Annotated in this window: 14 protein-coding genes; 4 read left to right on the top strand and 10 right to left on the bottom strand. The window is 66.6% G+C overall.

Annotated elements, in window-relative coordinates:
- Nucleotides 1–5: 5 nt before the first annotated feature.
- From AC27VL_RS07650 to AC27VL_RS07635, 4 genes are read right to left on the bottom strand one after another with little or no spacing between them, the layout of a single operon-like run.
- Nucleotides 6–443, bottom strand: a complete 438-nt coding sequence (locus tag AC27VL_RS07650) for a hypothetical protein (protein WP_100553784.1) — start codon at nucleotides 441–443, stop codon at nucleotides 6–8.
- Nucleotides 440–1,774 carry a phosphatase PAP2/dual specificity phosphatase family protein gene (locus tag AC27VL_RS07645; protein WP_488765951.1) on the bottom strand — a complete coding sequence of 445 codons (1,335 nt, stop codon included), beginning with the start codon at nucleotides 1,772–1,774 and terminating at the stop codon, nucleotides 440–442. Before AC27VL_RS07645 ends, AC27VL_RS07650 begins: the two co-directional genes overlap by 4 nt.
- Entirely contained in the window at nucleotides 1,774–3,525 is a 1,752-nt protein-coding gene (locus tag AC27VL_RS07640) for a bifunctional alpha/beta hydrolase/class I SAM-dependent methyltransferase (protein ID WP_100553786.1), read from the bottom strand. The genes AC27VL_RS07645 and AC27VL_RS07640 overlap by 1 nt, the downstream gene beginning before the upstream one ends.
- A gap of 39 nt (nucleotides 3,526–3,564) precedes the next feature.
- A complete protein-coding gene (locus AC27VL_RS07635) occupies nucleotides 3,565–4,185 on the bottom strand; it encodes a CDP-alcohol phosphatidyltransferase family protein (protein WP_100553787.1) in 621 nt (206 codons plus the stop codon).
- 204 nt (nucleotides 4,186–4,389) lie between these two features.
- Between AC27VL_RS07635 and purH the strand changes: the two genes are divergently transcribed.
- From purH to purD, 4 genes are read left to right on the top strand one after another with little or no spacing between them, the layout of a single operon-like run.
- Entirely contained in the window at nucleotides 4,390–5,973 is a 1,584-nt protein-coding gene (purH, locus tag AC27VL_RS07630) for a bifunctional phosphoribosylaminoimidazolecarboxamide formyltransferase/IMP cyclohydrolase (protein ID WP_100553788.1), read from the top strand.
- Nucleotides 5,974–5,990: 17 nt separating this feature from the next.
- Nucleotides 5,991–6,869 (top strand): hypothetical protein, encoded by an 879-nt coding sequence (locus tag AC27VL_RS07625; protein ID WP_191077743.1) that lies wholly within the window; start codon nucleotides 5,991–5,993, stop codon nucleotides 6,867–6,869.
- A 16-nt stretch (nucleotides 6,870–6,885) separates the two neighbouring features.
- Complete coding sequence (locus AC27VL_RS07620; protein WP_100553790.1) at nucleotides 6,886–7,920, top strand: virulence RhuM family protein; 1,035 nt, start codon at nucleotides 6,886–6,888, stop codon at nucleotides 7,918–7,920.
- 48 nt (nucleotides 7,921–7,968) lie between these two features.
- Nucleotides 7,969–9,252 (top strand): phosphoribosylamine--glycine ligase, encoded by a 1,284-nt coding sequence (gene purD, locus AC27VL_RS07615; RefSeq protein WP_488765950.1) that lies wholly within the window; start codon nucleotides 7,969–7,971, stop codon nucleotides 9,250–9,252.
- A 119-nt stretch (nucleotides 9,253–9,371) separates the two neighbouring features.
- Here the strand turns inward: purD and rpoH are convergent, their stop codons facing one another.
- From rpoH to rhlB, 6 genes are all read right to left on the bottom strand, one after another.
- A complete protein-coding gene (gene rpoH / locus AC27VL_RS07610) occupies nucleotides 9,372–10,247 on the bottom strand; it encodes an RNA polymerase sigma factor RpoH (RefSeq protein WP_100462199.1) in 876 nt (291 codons plus the stop codon).
- Nucleotides 10,248–10,501: 254 nt separating this feature from the next.
- Nucleotides 10,502–11,227 carry a uracil-DNA glycosylase gene (ung, locus tag AC27VL_RS07605; RefSeq protein WP_100553792.1) on the bottom strand — a complete coding sequence of 242 codons (726 nt, stop codon included), beginning with the start codon at nucleotides 11,225–11,227 and terminating at the stop codon, nucleotides 10,502–10,504.
- A gap of 9 nt (nucleotides 11,228–11,236) precedes the next feature.
- Nucleotides 11,237–12,079, bottom strand: a complete 843-nt coding sequence (locus AC27VL_RS07600) for a response regulator (RefSeq protein ID WP_100553793.1) — start codon at nucleotides 12,077–12,079, stop codon at nucleotides 11,237–11,239.
- A gap of 7 nt (nucleotides 12,080–12,086) precedes the next feature.
- Complete coding sequence (gene ftsX, locus AC27VL_RS07595) at nucleotides 12,087–13,034, bottom strand: permease-like cell division protein FtsX (protein ID WP_100553794.1); 948 nt, start codon at nucleotides 13,032–13,034, stop codon at nucleotides 12,087–12,089.
- 2 nt (nucleotides 13,035–13,036) lie between these two features.
- Nucleotides 13,037–13,723 (bottom strand): cell division ATP-binding protein FtsE, encoded by a 687-nt coding sequence (gene ftsE / locus AC27VL_RS07590; protein WP_025878609.1) that lies wholly within the window; start codon nucleotides 13,721–13,723, stop codon nucleotides 13,037–13,039.
- 116 nt (nucleotides 13,724–13,839) lie between these two features.
- A partial coding sequence (gene rhlB / locus AC27VL_RS07585) for an ATP-dependent RNA helicase RhlB (RefSeq protein ID WP_488765949.1) occupies nucleotides 13,840–14,042 on the bottom strand: 203 nt, incomplete at its 5' end.

The raw sequence follows: 14,042 nt of genomic DNA, 5'->3' as shown, positions 1-14,042 counted from the left end.
TCCCATCAGGTCTGCGGCCACAGCACGGCCAGCAGCAGGGCAGCGAACTGCAGCAGCGTGGCGGCGTACTGGCGCATCAGCAGGCGACGCATGCCGGTCCAGCGCGTATCCCAGCCACGCGTCGGCGCCTGTGCGTCCAGCCTGCGCAGGCCGGCCGTATGCAGTGCCTGGTCCACCCGTTGTGCCGCGTCTTCGCCCTGCAGGCCCTCCTGCTGCAGCAAGCGCAACAGGCTGGCATCCAACTGCACCCGCACCGCGTAATACGCCTGCACAGCGCCTGCAACCAGGCTCAGCAGCAGCAACCCAGCGGCGAACATCGCCAGGCCCGGCTCGATGCCCAGCAGCAACAGGGCCACCAGCAGCAGTCCCAGCGACAACGCGGCAGGCAAACGTCCCTGTCGCAGCAGCAGATGCATCATCGGCAGATCGGGCACAGCGCTCATGCAGCGGTCTCCTGCGCGGCAGCGGCCGCGATCACCTGTAGATGAACGTCATGCAGCACGATGCTCGGCCGCGCGGAGCGTACGATCGCCACCGCTTCGGCCACATCGCGCGCACGGCCGCTGCGCAGCAACCAGGTCGCCACGCTGGCCGCGCTGCGCGAATAGCCCAGTGCACAGCAGACCAGCACGGGGCCATGATCGCGCAGGCGTTCGATGGCGTCCGCCGCGGCACGCAGCTGCGCCGCCGATGGCACCACCAGGTCCAGCATCGGCACGCTGGCATACGCTGCCCCTGGCGCACGACAGGAAAGCTCGGCACAGGTGTCGACCACCCCTACCAGCGGCGCCGGCAGTGCGGCAGCCGGCAGACGACCCAGCCAGACCGCATCGATGACCGGCACGGGCTGCGGCGCGCGGCGCGTCCACAACCGCGAGTTGATCCACGCCGCACCCAGGTACGGTGCCAGCAGCCAGCGCGCGGCCATCGTCAACCGGCCATCGGCGCGCTTCTGGAACACCGCCGTGCCCAGCCCCGCATAGGCCATCGACACCAGCAGCAACGACACCATCGGCCACAGCAGCCACAACGCGGTGCCACGCAGCATCACCACCGGCACCAGCAGCAGGCCGGCAGCGAGCGCATACAACGCCGCCAGCCGCCAACGTTTCGGGTCACCCGTGGCCTGCCATGCACGCAGCGGCGGCGTGCCCTGCTCCGGCCACAGCCACACGCACAGCCAGCCGGCCAGCAGCCCGGTGGGAATATCGATGAAGTGGTGCTGGAACGTGGTCAGCACCGAAATGCCGATCAGCAGCGCCCATACGTGCAGCAGCAGCCGCCAGGCCCCGTGCAGGTATTGCGCGAACTTCACCCACAGCACGATCAGCAGCACGATGTGCAGCGACGGCGCCTGGTTGAAGGGCTTGTCGAAGCCCAGCAGCACATCGAACAACCAGCCGAACACACCGCCGATTTCCGGCCGTTCGAAGCTGAAGCGCAATGGCCACAGCAGGAAGCACGTCACTGCGATCACCTGCGCGCTGAGCAGGCGCAACGCGTGCCGGTCCAGCTCCAGCCGACGCCGGCACAGGAAGAACGAAACCGCATAGAACAGGTCGATCGACCAGTACGGCACGATCGTCCACGGTACGAACGGAATCTGCGTCTCCCAGGCGAACGCCATCACCGGCAATTCGGCGTGGCGGCCCGCCATCCAGTTGGCAAAGCCATAACTGGCGAAGAAGAACGGACCCAGCAGGACCAGCCATAGCAGGGCGCGCCGCCACGGACGCGCCTCGCTGGGTGATGCGGTTGCCACCAGCGTCGCCATCACGCGATCCGGCGTGCCAGCGATACGCTGAAGATGCCGAAGTCATCGATGCGCTGGGCCACCTTCTGGAAGCCGGCCAGGCGCACCAGTTCGTCCATCTCCTGCTGGGTACGGCGGCGCATCACCCACGCCGCGCCACCACGGTGGCTGGTCAATGCACGCGCGATGAACTCCAGCTGCGGATGCCACGGCTGCCCGGTATAGGCCAGGTAACCGCCCACCGGCACCGTCGCGGCAATGCCCTGCAGCGAACGCAGCACCGCATCGTTGTCCGGGAACAGTTCGTACAGGCCGGACACCACCGCCAGCGTCGGCGCCGGGTCCACTGCCGCCAGCTGCGCCGGATCGAACGCATCGCCCTGTTCGAAGCGAGCGATGTCGGCCGCGCCAAGGCGCTCGATCAAGGCCTTGCCCTGGGTCACGTTCAGATCGCTGAAATCGCGCAGCACGATGCGGTCGGCACGCTGCTCGCCCTGGCCGAGTGCTTCCAGCACGTAACGGCCATGGCCGGCAGCCACGTCCAGCACGCGCACCGGCGCGCCCTGCCCGCGCAGTCGCTGGGCGGCATCGCGCAGCAGTTCCTGCAGATGCTTGCCGCGCACGCGGATGCCGCGCCAACCGATCGCATCCAGATAATTGCGGTCGACCATCCGGCCCAGCGGGCCCTTGCCCCGCGCTTCATCACGGTAGATGTAGTCCAGCGTGCTGCCCGAGTCGAAACCGGTCTGCAGGCCCAGCGCGATGCCTTCGGACAGCGTGCCACCGAAGCGCAGGCCACCGCGCACCACGCGCCAGCGCAGGTCGGCCAGGCTGTTGCGCTCCGGCGGCCACGACAGGATCTCCGATTCTTCGAAGGTCGGGCCGTGCCGATGCGCATCGCGCCGCGACAGTTCCTGCAGCGGTTCGGCAAAGCGCGCCTGGATGAAGCTGCGGACGCGAGCCAGCGCCGGTGCACGGTCGCGCTCGCCCAGGGTGTCGTGGAAGAAGCCCGGCAGGTGCACGCGCTCCTTGATAGGGCTGGACAGGCGTTCGTAGAAGCGATCCTGCGGGCCGCGATGCACCACGAAGTCCGAACCAGACACCAGCAACTGCACCGGCACGCTGATCGCCTGCGCGTCGGCCACGATGCGGTCGGCGGCTTCGTACAGGCCCAGCAGCACGCGCACCGAGATCGGCCGGGTGATCAGCGGGTCGGTGCGGTAGCTTTCCACCCGTGCCGGGTCGTGGGTCAGCCATTGCGGCTTGACGTAACTGTTGACGAAGAAGTTGCCGCGCAGCTTCTGCATCAGCGCCAGCCCAGCGCGTGCGAACGGCACGTACAGCTTCACCTTGAAGGCCGGCGAAGCCATTACCAGCGCGCGCAACCGCGGCGCATAGTCATGCACCCAGGTGGCGGCAACCACCGCGCCCACGCTCTGCGCGATCACCACGATGTCCTCGATCGCGATGCCGTGCTCGGCACCGATGTGGGCGATGAAACTGTCCAGGTCGCGTACCAGCGCCGGGAACCCCGGTGCGTCGCCGCGAGTGCCGGGCGAGCGGCCGTTGCCGCGCGCATCCCATGCAAAGAAAGCCGTGTCGGGCAGGGCCAGTTCATCGACCAGATGGGTGACCCGGCCAGAGTGTTCATGGCCGCGATGCAGCAGCACGATGGCCTTGGCCGGCGTGGTTGCCGTGGTGCTCGGCCAGTACCGGTAGAACAGCGGTACCTGGTCGAAGCTGTGGAATTCCCGTTCCTGCGCCTGACGCATGCAATCTCCGTATTGGAATGGCGTGAAGTCTTGTTGTGTTTACCGCTGCGGTGTCGCTGCGGCTTCCTTCAATCCCTGGCGTACGCGGCCGGCCATCGTCAGCACGCACAGCAGCGCAGCCAGTGCCGCGACTGCGCTGACCACGGTCGCACCTGCCCAGCCAAACGCCAGCAGCAGGCCCAGCACGCCAATCACGAACGCGCGGTCGCTCTTGCCCATCGGGCCGTCATAGCGGCGGCTCGCTCCGACCATCAAACCCAGTACGCCGGCGTACTCGCTCAGCGCGGCGGCCCAGGCCAGCAGCCACAGTGCCTCCGCACGCACGCCCGGTACGCTGAGCAGGCTCAGGTACAGCGCCGCGTCGGCGATCACATCGCACAACTCATTCAGATAGGCGCCCAGCCGCGATTGCTGGCCGAACTCGCGGGCCAGCATGCCGTCGACGGCGTTGAGGGCCATGCGCAGCAGCATCCACAGCGGCAGCGCCAGATACAGCAGCGGCTGGGCGGGGGCGCAGTACCACACGGCGGCAGCCACCAGCAGCGAGACCACGGCCGCAGCCACGGTCACCGCGTTGGCGGTGACGCCCATGCGGTACAGGCCGTGTACGGCCGGACGCAGCAGGTCCTGGAAACGTCCTTTCAATGCATAGATCGACACGATCTGAACCCGCTAATCCTTGGCAGTGCGGGCACAGCCTACCCTATCGACAGCCGGTTCCGACAAGGTCTTCCGCGTCCAATCCGGCACGGCGGGCACGGCGGCAATCCCTGCCGGGCGTCGAATTTGCCCTGCGCGAGCCCCGCCACCGGCCCCCACCGCCTACAATATCGGCCCCGCTCCGCTGCCGATTGCCCTGTCCCCATGACTGCTGATCTGTTGCCCGTCCGCCGGGCCCTCCTCTCCGTATCCGACAAGACCGGCCTGGTCGAGCTGGCCACCGCGCTGGCTGCACGCGGCGTGGAGCTGCTGTCCACCGGCGGTACCGCCAAGGCGATCCGCGATGCCGGCCTGGCCGTGAAGGACGTTGCCGAGGTCACCGGCTTCCCGGAAATGATGGATGGCCGGGTCAAGACCCTGCATCCGATGGTGCACGGCGGCCTGCTGGGCCGTTCCGGCCTGGACGACGCCGTGATGGCCGAGCACGGCATCGGCGCCATCGACCTGCTGGTGCTGAACCTGTATCCGTTCGAAGCGGTCACCGCCAAGGCCGACTGCTCGCTGGCCGATGCGGTGGAGAACATCGACATCGGCGGCCCGGCGATGCTGCGCTCGGCGGCCAAGAACTTCGCCCGCGTGGCGGTGGCCACCGATCCGTCGCAGTACGCCGAACTGCTGGCCTCGCTGGACGCCAATGATGGCCAGCTGTCGGCCGGCACCCGTTTCGCTTTCTCGGTAGCCGCGTTCAACCGCGTCGCCCAGTACGACGCGGCGATCAGCAACTACCTGTCGGCGGTCACCGCCACCGACGCTGCAGTGCCGGCGCGGGCCGAGTACCCGGCGCAGATGAATTCCACCTTCGTGAAGGTGATGGACCTGCGCTACGGCGAAAACCCGCACCAGAGCGGCGCGTTCTACCGCGACCTGCATCCGGTGCCGGGCACGCTGGCCACCTTCCAGCAGCTGCAGGGCAAGGAACTGAGCTACAACAACCTGGCCGATGCCGATGCGGCATGGGAATGCGTGCGTCAGTTCGATGCGCCGGCCTGCGTCATCGTCAAGCATGCCAACCCGTGCGGCGTGGCCGTTGGTGCCGGCAATGGCGATGCCTACGAACTGGCCTATGCCACCGACCCGACCAGCGCCTTCGGCGGCATCATCGCCTTCAACAAGCCGCTCGACGCTGCTACCGCGCAGGTGATCCTGGATCGCCAGTTCGTTGAAGTGCTGATCGCCCCAGATTACGAACCGGCCGCGCTGGAATACGCGCAGAAGAAGGCCAACGTGCGCGTGCTGCGCATCCCGCACGGCGATGGCCTGAACAACTTCGACAACAAGCGCGTGGGCTCCGGCCTGCTGCTGCAGTCGTCGGACAACCGCGGCATGACCCGCGACGAACTGAAGGTGGTCAGCAAGCTGGCGCCGACCGACAAGCAGTTCACCGACCTGCTGTTCGCCTGGAAGGTCGCCAAGTTCGTGAAGTCCAACGCGATCGTCTATGCCAAGGACAACCGCACCATCGGTGTCGGTGCCGGCCAGATGAGCCGCGTGTACTCCGCGCGCATCGCCGGCATCAAGGCGGCCGATGCGAACCTGGTGGTGGAGGGCTCGGTGATGGCCTCCGATGCATTCTTCCCGTTCCGCGATGGCATCGACGCTGCAGCCGCGGCCGGCATCAAGGCGGTGATCCAGCCGGGCGGCTCGATGCGCGATGCCGAAGTCATCGCCGCCGCCGACGAGCACGGCCTGGCCATGGTGTTCACCGGCGTCCGCCACTTCCGCCACTGATTACTGGAGCGACACGGATGTCTGCAGTCTCTTTGAAACCGCTCGCCGTGCTCGCCTTCGTTGGCACGGCGCTGCTGGCCGGCTGCAAGCCGGCCGCCGAACCCACCGCTGGCCCGCAGGCAGAGCCTGCAAAGGCGGCCACCACCGAGCCCACTGCCCATATCAGCCGCACCGCGCGGCTGCAGGCGTTCCTGACCGAACGCTACGGCAAGGACGCCAAGCTGTCAGGTGAGTGGCGCGGCACCTGGACCCAGGACGGCGATGTGCGCGCGACCGACTGGCAGGTCTGTGCCGAGCAGCCGGTGGTGACCGGCGACAGCTGGCAGCAGCTGCTGGCAGTGTGCGGCGCGCTGGCCGATGGCGCGCACATCGACCCGGGAACCATCGACTTCTTCGTGCTGCATCCCAAGGGCGAAGGCTTCGAAGTGGCGAGCGAACTGACCGGCGAGCGCTTCGGCAGCGGCGGTCAGCCCGGCAGCGCCAGCATCATCCGCGCTGGCAGCGACTTTTACGGCTTCCGCGTCGAAGATGGCTGGTTCGGCCAGGGCTTCTCGCTGCTCTCGCAGTCACTGATCCTGCCGGGGCCGAAGGGATTGGTCGCCACCGGCAACGTGCGCAGCCACATCGACAACGACGCCCAGTACGAATGCGACACCGTCGACGCCAGTACCGACGCTGACACTGTCGAGGACTGCCGGACCCGCCGCTTCAGCATCGACTTCGCGCTGCGTTTCGACGACAGCGACCGCAGCGCGCGCGTCTGGCCGCTGTTGATCGAGGAAACCGGCAACACCTGCGGCGGCAAGCGGGTGCGGCAGGAGCACCGCTTCACCCTGGACCCGAAGTCCTGGACCTATTCCTTCCCCGAATCACTGCGACGCGAAGGCTGCGAGTGAGGCACATCGACCGGCCATGAACAGTCCCCTCGGCGAACTGATCCTCTACCGCACCGACGACGGCCGGACGGAAGTCCATCTGCGCGCTACGGAGGGGACGGTGTGGATGACCCAGGGCGAGATGGCCGCGCTGTTTGATACGACCAAGCAGAACATCAGTCTTCACATCCGGAACGTCCTGCAGGATGGCGAGCTGAAAGCCGAGGGAACCGTCAAGGATTACTTGACAGTTCAAACCGAGGGCAAGCGCACGATCAATCGTTCCGTTCAGCTGTATCGATTGGAGATGATTCTGGCGGTCGGATTCCGCGTCCGGTCACCTCGCGGGAGCCAGTTCCGTCGATGGGCCAGCGACACCCTGTCCGAGTATCTGGTCAAAGGCTTCGTACTGGATGACGAGCGGCTCAAGGATGCCGAGCGTGCGGACTATTTCAAGGAACTGCTGCACCGCATCCGCGATATCCGCAGTTCTGAAAAGCGCTTCTATCAAACCCTGCGCGAACTGTTCAAAGTCAGCAGCTCCGACTACGACGGTAGCGCAGCCACCGCCAAGACGTTCTTTGCCACCATCCAGAACAAGCTGGTCTACGCTGTCACCGGCCGCACAGCGGCACAGCTGATTGTGGAACGCGCTGATTCCAACGCACCGCACATGGGCCTGACCAACTGGACCGGCGACAAACCCCGCAAGTCCGATGCAGTCGTCTCCAAGAATTACCTGCTTCAGCAGGAGCTTGAACAGCTCAACCGCCTGGTCTCCATGTTCCTGGATTTTGCTGAAGATCGCGCCGAGCGACGCGTAGAAACCCATATGCTGGACTGGATCAGGCAGACCGATCGCTTCCTTGACTTCAACGAGCGCGCCATTCTCGATGGCCCCGGTCGCGTGTCCAACCAGCAGATGGAAGCCATCATCACGGAGCGCTACGCAGAATTCGACGCGGCACGACGTGCGTCTGCAAGGATCGCGTCCGAACGCGAAGCCGAGCTTGATCTTGCGAGTCTCAACGCCGAGGCAAAACGCTTGGCGTCCAGCAGAAAGCCCATCTGACTGATTTCTCCGATCACATCCACTTCTGTCCCCCAGGATCTCCACGCAATGAAAATCTTCGTCATCGGCTCTGGCGGCCGCGAACACGCCCTGGCATGGAAGCTGGCCCAGTCCTCCCGTGTCACTGAAGTGCTCGTAGCGCCCGGCAATGCCGGCACCGCCAACGAAGACAAGTGCCGCAACGTCGCGGTGAAGGTCACCGACATCGATGGCCTGCTCGCCCTGGCCCAGGCCGAAGGCGTGGCGCTGACCGTGGTCGGCCCGGAAGTGCCGCTGGTAGCCGGCGTGGTCGACCGCTTCCGCGCCGCCGGCCTGCGCATCTTCGGGCCGACGGCTGCCGCCGCGCAGCTGGAAGGCAGCAAGGCCTACGCCAAGGATTTCCTGGCACGCCACAACATCCCCACCGCGTTCTATTCCGTGCACACCGAGGTGGACGCGGCACTGGCCTACCTGCGCGAGAAGGGCGCGCCGATCGTGGTCAAGGCCGACGGCCTGGCCGCCGGCAAGGGCGTGATCGTGGCGATGACCCTGGCCGAAGCCGAAGACGCGGTGCGTGACATGCTTTCGGGCAACGCCTTCGGCGATGCCGGCGCGCGCGTGGTGATCGAGGAATTCCTCGACGGCGAGGAAGCCAGCTTCATTTCGATGGTCGACGGCGTGCACGCACTGCCGATGGCCACCTCGCAGGATCACAAGCGCGTCGGCGACGGCGACACCGGCCCGAACACCGGCGGCATGGGTGCGTACTCGCCGGCCCCGGTGGTCACGCCCGAGGTGCATGCACGGGTGATGCGCGAGGTGGTCAACCCGACCGTGCAGGGCATGATTGCCGACGGCATCCCATTCACCGGCTTCCTCTACGCGGGCCTGATGATCGATGCCAGCGGCGCGCCGAAGGTGATCGAGTTCAACGTGCGTTTCGGCGACCCGGAAACGCAGCCGGTGATGCTGCGCCTGCAGTCGGACCTGGTGGAGCTGCTGGAAGCGGCGATCGATGGCCGCCTGGACCAGGTCGACGCGCAGTGGGATCCGCGCCCGTCACTGGGCGTGGTGCTGGCAGCCAAGCCATACCCGGAAGCGCCCATCACCGGTGAGGTGATCTCCGGCCTGGATGAGGTGCCGGCAACGGCCAAGGTGTTCCATGCAGGTACGACGCTGGATGCGCAGGGCCAGGTGCTCAGCGCCGGCGGCCGCGTGCTGTGCGTGGCTGCACTGGGTGACAGCGTGCGCGACGCGCAGGCGAACGCGTATGCGGGTGTGGCGAAGGTGAGCTGGGCCAATGAGTTCCACCGCACTGACATTGGTTGGCGCGCGATCGCACGCGAGGGGTGAGGTCCACGCGGCATCAGGACATCCACGCATGGCGTGGATCTACTGGTGCTGTACCAGCCCCACAAACAGAAAAGGCCCGGCATTGCCGGGCCTTTTCGTCAATCAAGCGCGTCACCACCTTACGCGGTAAACAGCGCCTTCATCTTCTTCAGCGCGTTCGCTTCAACCTGGCGGATACGCTCGGCGGACACGCCGTACTCGTCTGCCAGCTCCTGCAGCGTCACCTTGCTGTCCGCATCCAGCCAGCGGCGGCGGATGATGTCGCGCGAACGCGCATCCAGTTCCGCCAGGCCTTCACGCAGCAGCTGCATCTGGTTGTCTTCGCTGTCCTCGCGCTCGTAGGCCATCGACGGATCTTCGTCATTGGCCACCAGATACGCAGCCGGCGACGGCGGTGCATGGTCGTTGTCTTCGTCGGTCGGCGCATCGAAACCGATATCGCGGCCGGACAGGCGCGATTCCATTTCCAGCACTTCGCGCTCGGACACGTTCAGGTCCTTGGCCACCGCGGTGACTTCGGCGGCGTTCATCCAGCCCAGGCGCTTCTTCGACTTGCGCAGGTTGAAGAACAACTTGCGCTGCGCCTTGGTCGTGGCGACCTTGACGATGCGCCAGTTCTTCAGGATGAACTCGTGCATCTCGGCACGAATCCAATGCACGGCGAAGGACACCAGGCGCACGCCCATGTCGGGGTCGAAGCGCTTGACCGCCTTCATCAGGCCGATGTTGCCTTCCTGGATCAGGTCGCCCAGCGCAAGGCCGTAGCCGTTGTAGCCGCGGGCCACGTGCACCACGAAGCGCAGGTGCGAATGCACCAGCTCACGGGCAGCGTCCAGATCATTGCCGTCGCGGAAGCGACGGGCCAGGTCCTGTTCGTTATCGACCGACAGCACCGGGATCTGGTGCACGGCACCGATATAGGCGTCCAGCGAACCGAGCGCACTGGGAATCGGCAGATTGTTTGCCACAAGGGCAGTAGAGGTGTTCTGGCTCATAGGCACCCATCTTAGCAGTCGGGGAATTGGACTGCTAAAGGAGGAAAAAGTTCCAGCATTCCACTGATGAAACACTGGTCCCAAACAGAGCCCTACCGTAACGCGATTTGATGACAGTGGCGAGCGCGCTTTTCGGGATACACAATCCCTTGGAATTCAACCCACTAGCCTGGAAAACACGGCCATTCCGGGTCAAAGGGAGCTGAACAGGCGGCGGTTTCGCCCTTCAATCACCGGGCGGCGTTGCCCGCCGTTCAGCCCGATGGCGCCAGCGACGCCCGCGGCGGCAGCGACCAGTCGATCGGGGCCTGCCCACGGCGCTGCAGGTACTCGTTGGCCATCGAGAAATGACGGCAGCCAAGGAAGCCACGGTGGGCCGACAGCGGCGAGGGATGCGGCGATTTCAGCACGCGGTGGCGACCGCCATCGATCACCTTGCCCTTCTGCTGCGCGTAGGCGCCCCAGAGCATGAACACCAGGCCCTCGCGCTCGCGGTTGAGCACATCCACCACGTGATCGGTGAAGCCTTCCCAGCCGCGCCCCTGGTGGGCACCGGCCTTGCCCTCTTCCACCGTCAGCACGGCGTTGAGCAGCAGCACGCCGCGCTGTGCCCAGGGAATCAGGCAGCCGTGGTCGGGGCGCGGGATGGCGAGGTCACCCTCGATCTCCTTGTAGATGTTCAACAGCGACGGCGGCACCGGCACACCCGGCTGCACCGAGAAACTCAGGCCATGGGCCTGTCCACGACCGTGGTACGGGTCCTGGCCGAGGATGACCACTTTCACCTGATCGAACGGGGTGGCATCGAACGCGGCGAAGATCTGCGGGCCGGGCGGAAACACCGCCGCGCCGCTGGCCTTGCGCTGCCGCAGGAAGCTGGACAGCTCGCGCATCTGCGGCTGCAGCAGGTAATCGCCTACACGCTGTTTCCAGCTCGGTTCCAGCTGGATCGCTGGGGTGTCCACTACTTCATCGATCATCGCAACACGTCATCGCAACAGGGGTCCATCATTCAACCGGGCCAGCCGCAGCTGGAACAGCACCTTGGTGATCAACAGACGCTCTTCGATCGGCTTCAGCACCAGGTCGTTGGCGCCAGCCTGCAGCAGGCCGGTCTGGTTGTGCGGATTGCCATCGCCGGTCATCACCAGCACCGGCAGGCGGCGCTTGCCGTAGCCGAAGTCCACGCGCACGCGCTGCACCACGTCGCGGCCGCTCAGCTCTCCCTTCAGGGTCACATCGGTCAGCACCAGGTCGATGCGATGGCGGCTGCGCCCCAGCGATTCGGCGGTCAGCAGGGTGAACGCTTCTTCGGCGCTGACCACATGCATCACGTTGAGCTGCTGGCGCTCGAGCATGCGCTTGGTCGCCTCGGCCACCACCCGGCTGTCCTCGATATAAAGGATGGTCGCGCCGGGAATGGTCTGCGGCTGCACGTAGCCGCGCACGAACGTCGCCAGAGCCTCGTGGCCCAGCGATTTGTCGAAGTAGTCGGTGACGTACTCGGTGAAACGGCGTTGCTCCAGGTGCTGCTGGGCATCGCCGGAGACCACGATCACCGGCACATAGGCCTGGCCGGCGGCTTCACGCACCGTCCGTGCCAGCGCCAGCCCGTCGCCATCGCGCAGGGTCAGCGAGGTGGTGACCAGATCGACCGGGCCCTGCGCCAGCGCATGCTGGGCGTCCTCGATGCTGTCGCAGCCGATCACCTCCACGCCCGGCAGATCGCGCTGCAGCACGTCGGCGATCAGCTTGCGCACCAGCTTGGAACCGTCAACCACCATCACCCGCGTCGCGGGCCCTTCAAGGTGCTTCAGCGCTTGCGGTTGCATGCCGGTCTCAGGTGTCGGTCGGGCGGGTCTGGCGGAGGAAGTGACCGGTCACCAGCCACGCACCCAGCCAGCCCAGCAGCAAGGTGCCGAGCAGCACCAGGCTGCCATGCAGCAGGTCCAGGCCATGCAGCACGAACGGGCTGCCATAGCTGCGCGACAGTTCGGCCAGGGGTGCGCGCAGGGCGGCACCGGCAATGCCGATCAGGCCCAGCGCAACCGCGCCGGCGCCCAGGCCATACCAGGCGCCCAGGTACAGGAACGGGCGGCGGATGAAGCCATCGCTGGCGCCGAGCAGCTGCAGTACGCCGATTTCCTCGCGGCGGGCCTGGATGTCCAGGCGCACGGTGTTGCCGACCACCAGCGCGGCGCCGACGCCGAGCAGCACCGACAGTACCTGCACCAGCCGCGCGCCGAACGCGAGCCATGCATCCAGGCGCTGGCGCCACAACGCGTCGTGCTGCACCAGGTCTGCCCCGGGCAGGCTTTCCAGCGCGCGCGCCAGCCGAGCATCGTCCTGGCCCTGACCGGGGGTGATCACCAGCAGCGAGGGCAGCGGGTTGTCGTTGAGTGCGTCGATGGCCTCGCCGAGACCGGCCTGGCGCAGTTCCTCCAGGCCCTGTTCCGGCGTGCGCACGGTGACACTGCCCACATCGGGACGATCGCGTAGTTCACCAGCCAGGCGCAACGCACCGGGGCCGTCGACGTCGGCCTTCAGGAAGACGTTGATGTCGCGCGACTGCTGCACGCTGCCGGCGAACTGCTTGAGGTTGTCCAGCGCGATCGACAGGCCCAGCGGCAGCGCCAGGGCCAGGGCCATGACCATCACGGTCAGCAGCGTTGCCCACGGTTTGCGGCAGGCGCGGCCGAGGCTGAACACCACGCTGTGCACGTGATGCTGGAACCACACGCCCAGGCGCGACGGCGCAGCGGCTTCGGTGTTTTCGTTCTTGGCCATGGTTACTCCGCCAGATCCTGCGGCGAGATGTCGTCCACCAGCCGGCCGTGGTCGAGGATCAGCACCCGCTTGCGCATGTGGCGCAGCAGCGGCAGGTCATGACTGACCACCAGCACGCTGGTGCCGCGCGCGGGCAGCTCGGCGAACAGGGACATGATTTCCGCGGCCAGGGTCGGGTCGAGGTTGCCGGTCGGCTCGTCGGCCACCAGCAGCTTGGGTTCGCCGACGATCGCACGGGCGATGCCGACGCGCTGCTGCTCACCAGCCGACAGCTGCGAGGGCAGCGCCTTCTCGCGGTGCCCCAGGCCCATGCGCTCGAGCACCGAACGCACGCGCTTGTTGATGTCGCCACGGCGGGTGCCACGCAGGATCAGCGGCAGGGCCACGTTCTCGGCAATGGAGCGGTCCATCAGCAGGCGGTGGTCCTGGTAGACCGCGCCGACCGCGCGTCGATGCCGCGGCACATCGCCGCCGCGCACCTTCAGCAGGTTGCGCTCGTCGAACATCACCGCGCCGCGGCTGGGCCGCTCGTCGAGGTGGATCAACTTGAGCAGGGTGCTCTTGCCCGCCCCGGAGTGACCGGTGACGAACAGCATTTCGCCCGGCGCGACCTCGAAGCTGACATCGGTCAGGGCTTCGTGGCCACCGGCGTACTGTTTGCTGACATTGTCGAAGCGCAGGACACTCATGCCCCGATTATGCAGGACCGGCGCGACAGATCGGTAGCGCCGGGCCGCATGGTGGGTGCCGACCGTTGGTCGGCACACCCTTGATACCACCCGACCAACGGTCGGGTGCTACCGGATCAGTTGCCCGACAGCATCCGGCGGATCTTGCGGCCGATACGGGTCAGGAACGAGTCGCCGGCATCGGCGCTGGTACGCACCGGCTTGGCCACCACCTGCACCGGTTTGACCGGAGCGGCACCGTTGCCGTCGCTCGCCACGCCCTCGGCACCCTCGACCGGACGGCCGTGGCGACGACGACGACGCTTGCGCGGCTTGCGCT

It is taken from the genome of Stenotrophomonas sp. 14P6.2.3 (genome assembly GCF_057799055.1).
This window is presented reverse-complemented; position numbering and strand designations above follow the sequence as displayed.

Coding starts and splice junctions, on each gene's coding strand:
- ftsX (WP_100553794.1), bottom strand. CDS start 13,034: ATGGCCAAGAACGAAAACACCGAAGCCGCTGCGCCGTCGCGCCTGGGC.
- ung (WP_100553792.1), bottom strand. CDS start 11,227: ATGATCGATGAAGTAGTGGACACCCCAGCGATCCAGCTGGAACCGAGC.
- AC27VL_RS07600 (WP_100553793.1), bottom strand. CDS start 12,079: ATGCAACCGCAAGCGCTGAAGCACCTTGAAGGGCCCGCGACGCGGGTG.
- AC27VL_RS07650 (WP_100553784.1), bottom strand. CDS start 443: ATGAGCGCTGTGCCCGATCTGCCGATGATGCATCTGCTGCTGCGACAG.
- AC27VL_RS07625 (WP_191077743.1), top strand. CDS start 5,991: ATGTCTGCAGTCTCTTTGAAACCGCTCGCCGTGCTCGCCTTCGTTGGC.
- ftsE (WP_025878609.1), bottom strand. CDS start 13,723: ATGAGTGTCCTGCGCTTCGACAATGTCAGCAAACAGTACGCCGGTGGC.
- AC27VL_RS07620 (WP_100553790.1), top strand. CDS start 6,886: ATGAACAGTCCCCTCGGCGAACTGATCCTCTACCGCACCGACGACGGC.
- rpoH (WP_100462199.1), bottom strand. CDS start 10,247: ATGAGCCAGAACACCTCTACTGCCCTTGTGGCAAACAATCTGCCGATT.
- AC27VL_RS07645 (WP_488765951.1), bottom strand. CDS start 1,774: ATGGCGACGCTGGTGGCAACCGCATCACCCAGCGAGGCGCGTCCGTGG.
- purD (WP_488765950.1), top strand. CDS start 7,969: ATGAAAATCTTCGTCATCGGCTCTGGCGGCCGCGAACACGCCCTGGCA.
- AC27VL_RS07640 (WP_100553786.1), bottom strand. CDS start 3,525: ATGCGTCAGGCGCAGGAACGGGAATTCCACAGCTTCGACCAGGTACCG.
- purH (WP_100553788.1), top strand. CDS start 4,390: ATGACTGCTGATCTGTTGCCCGTCCGCCGGGCCCTCCTCTCCGTATCC.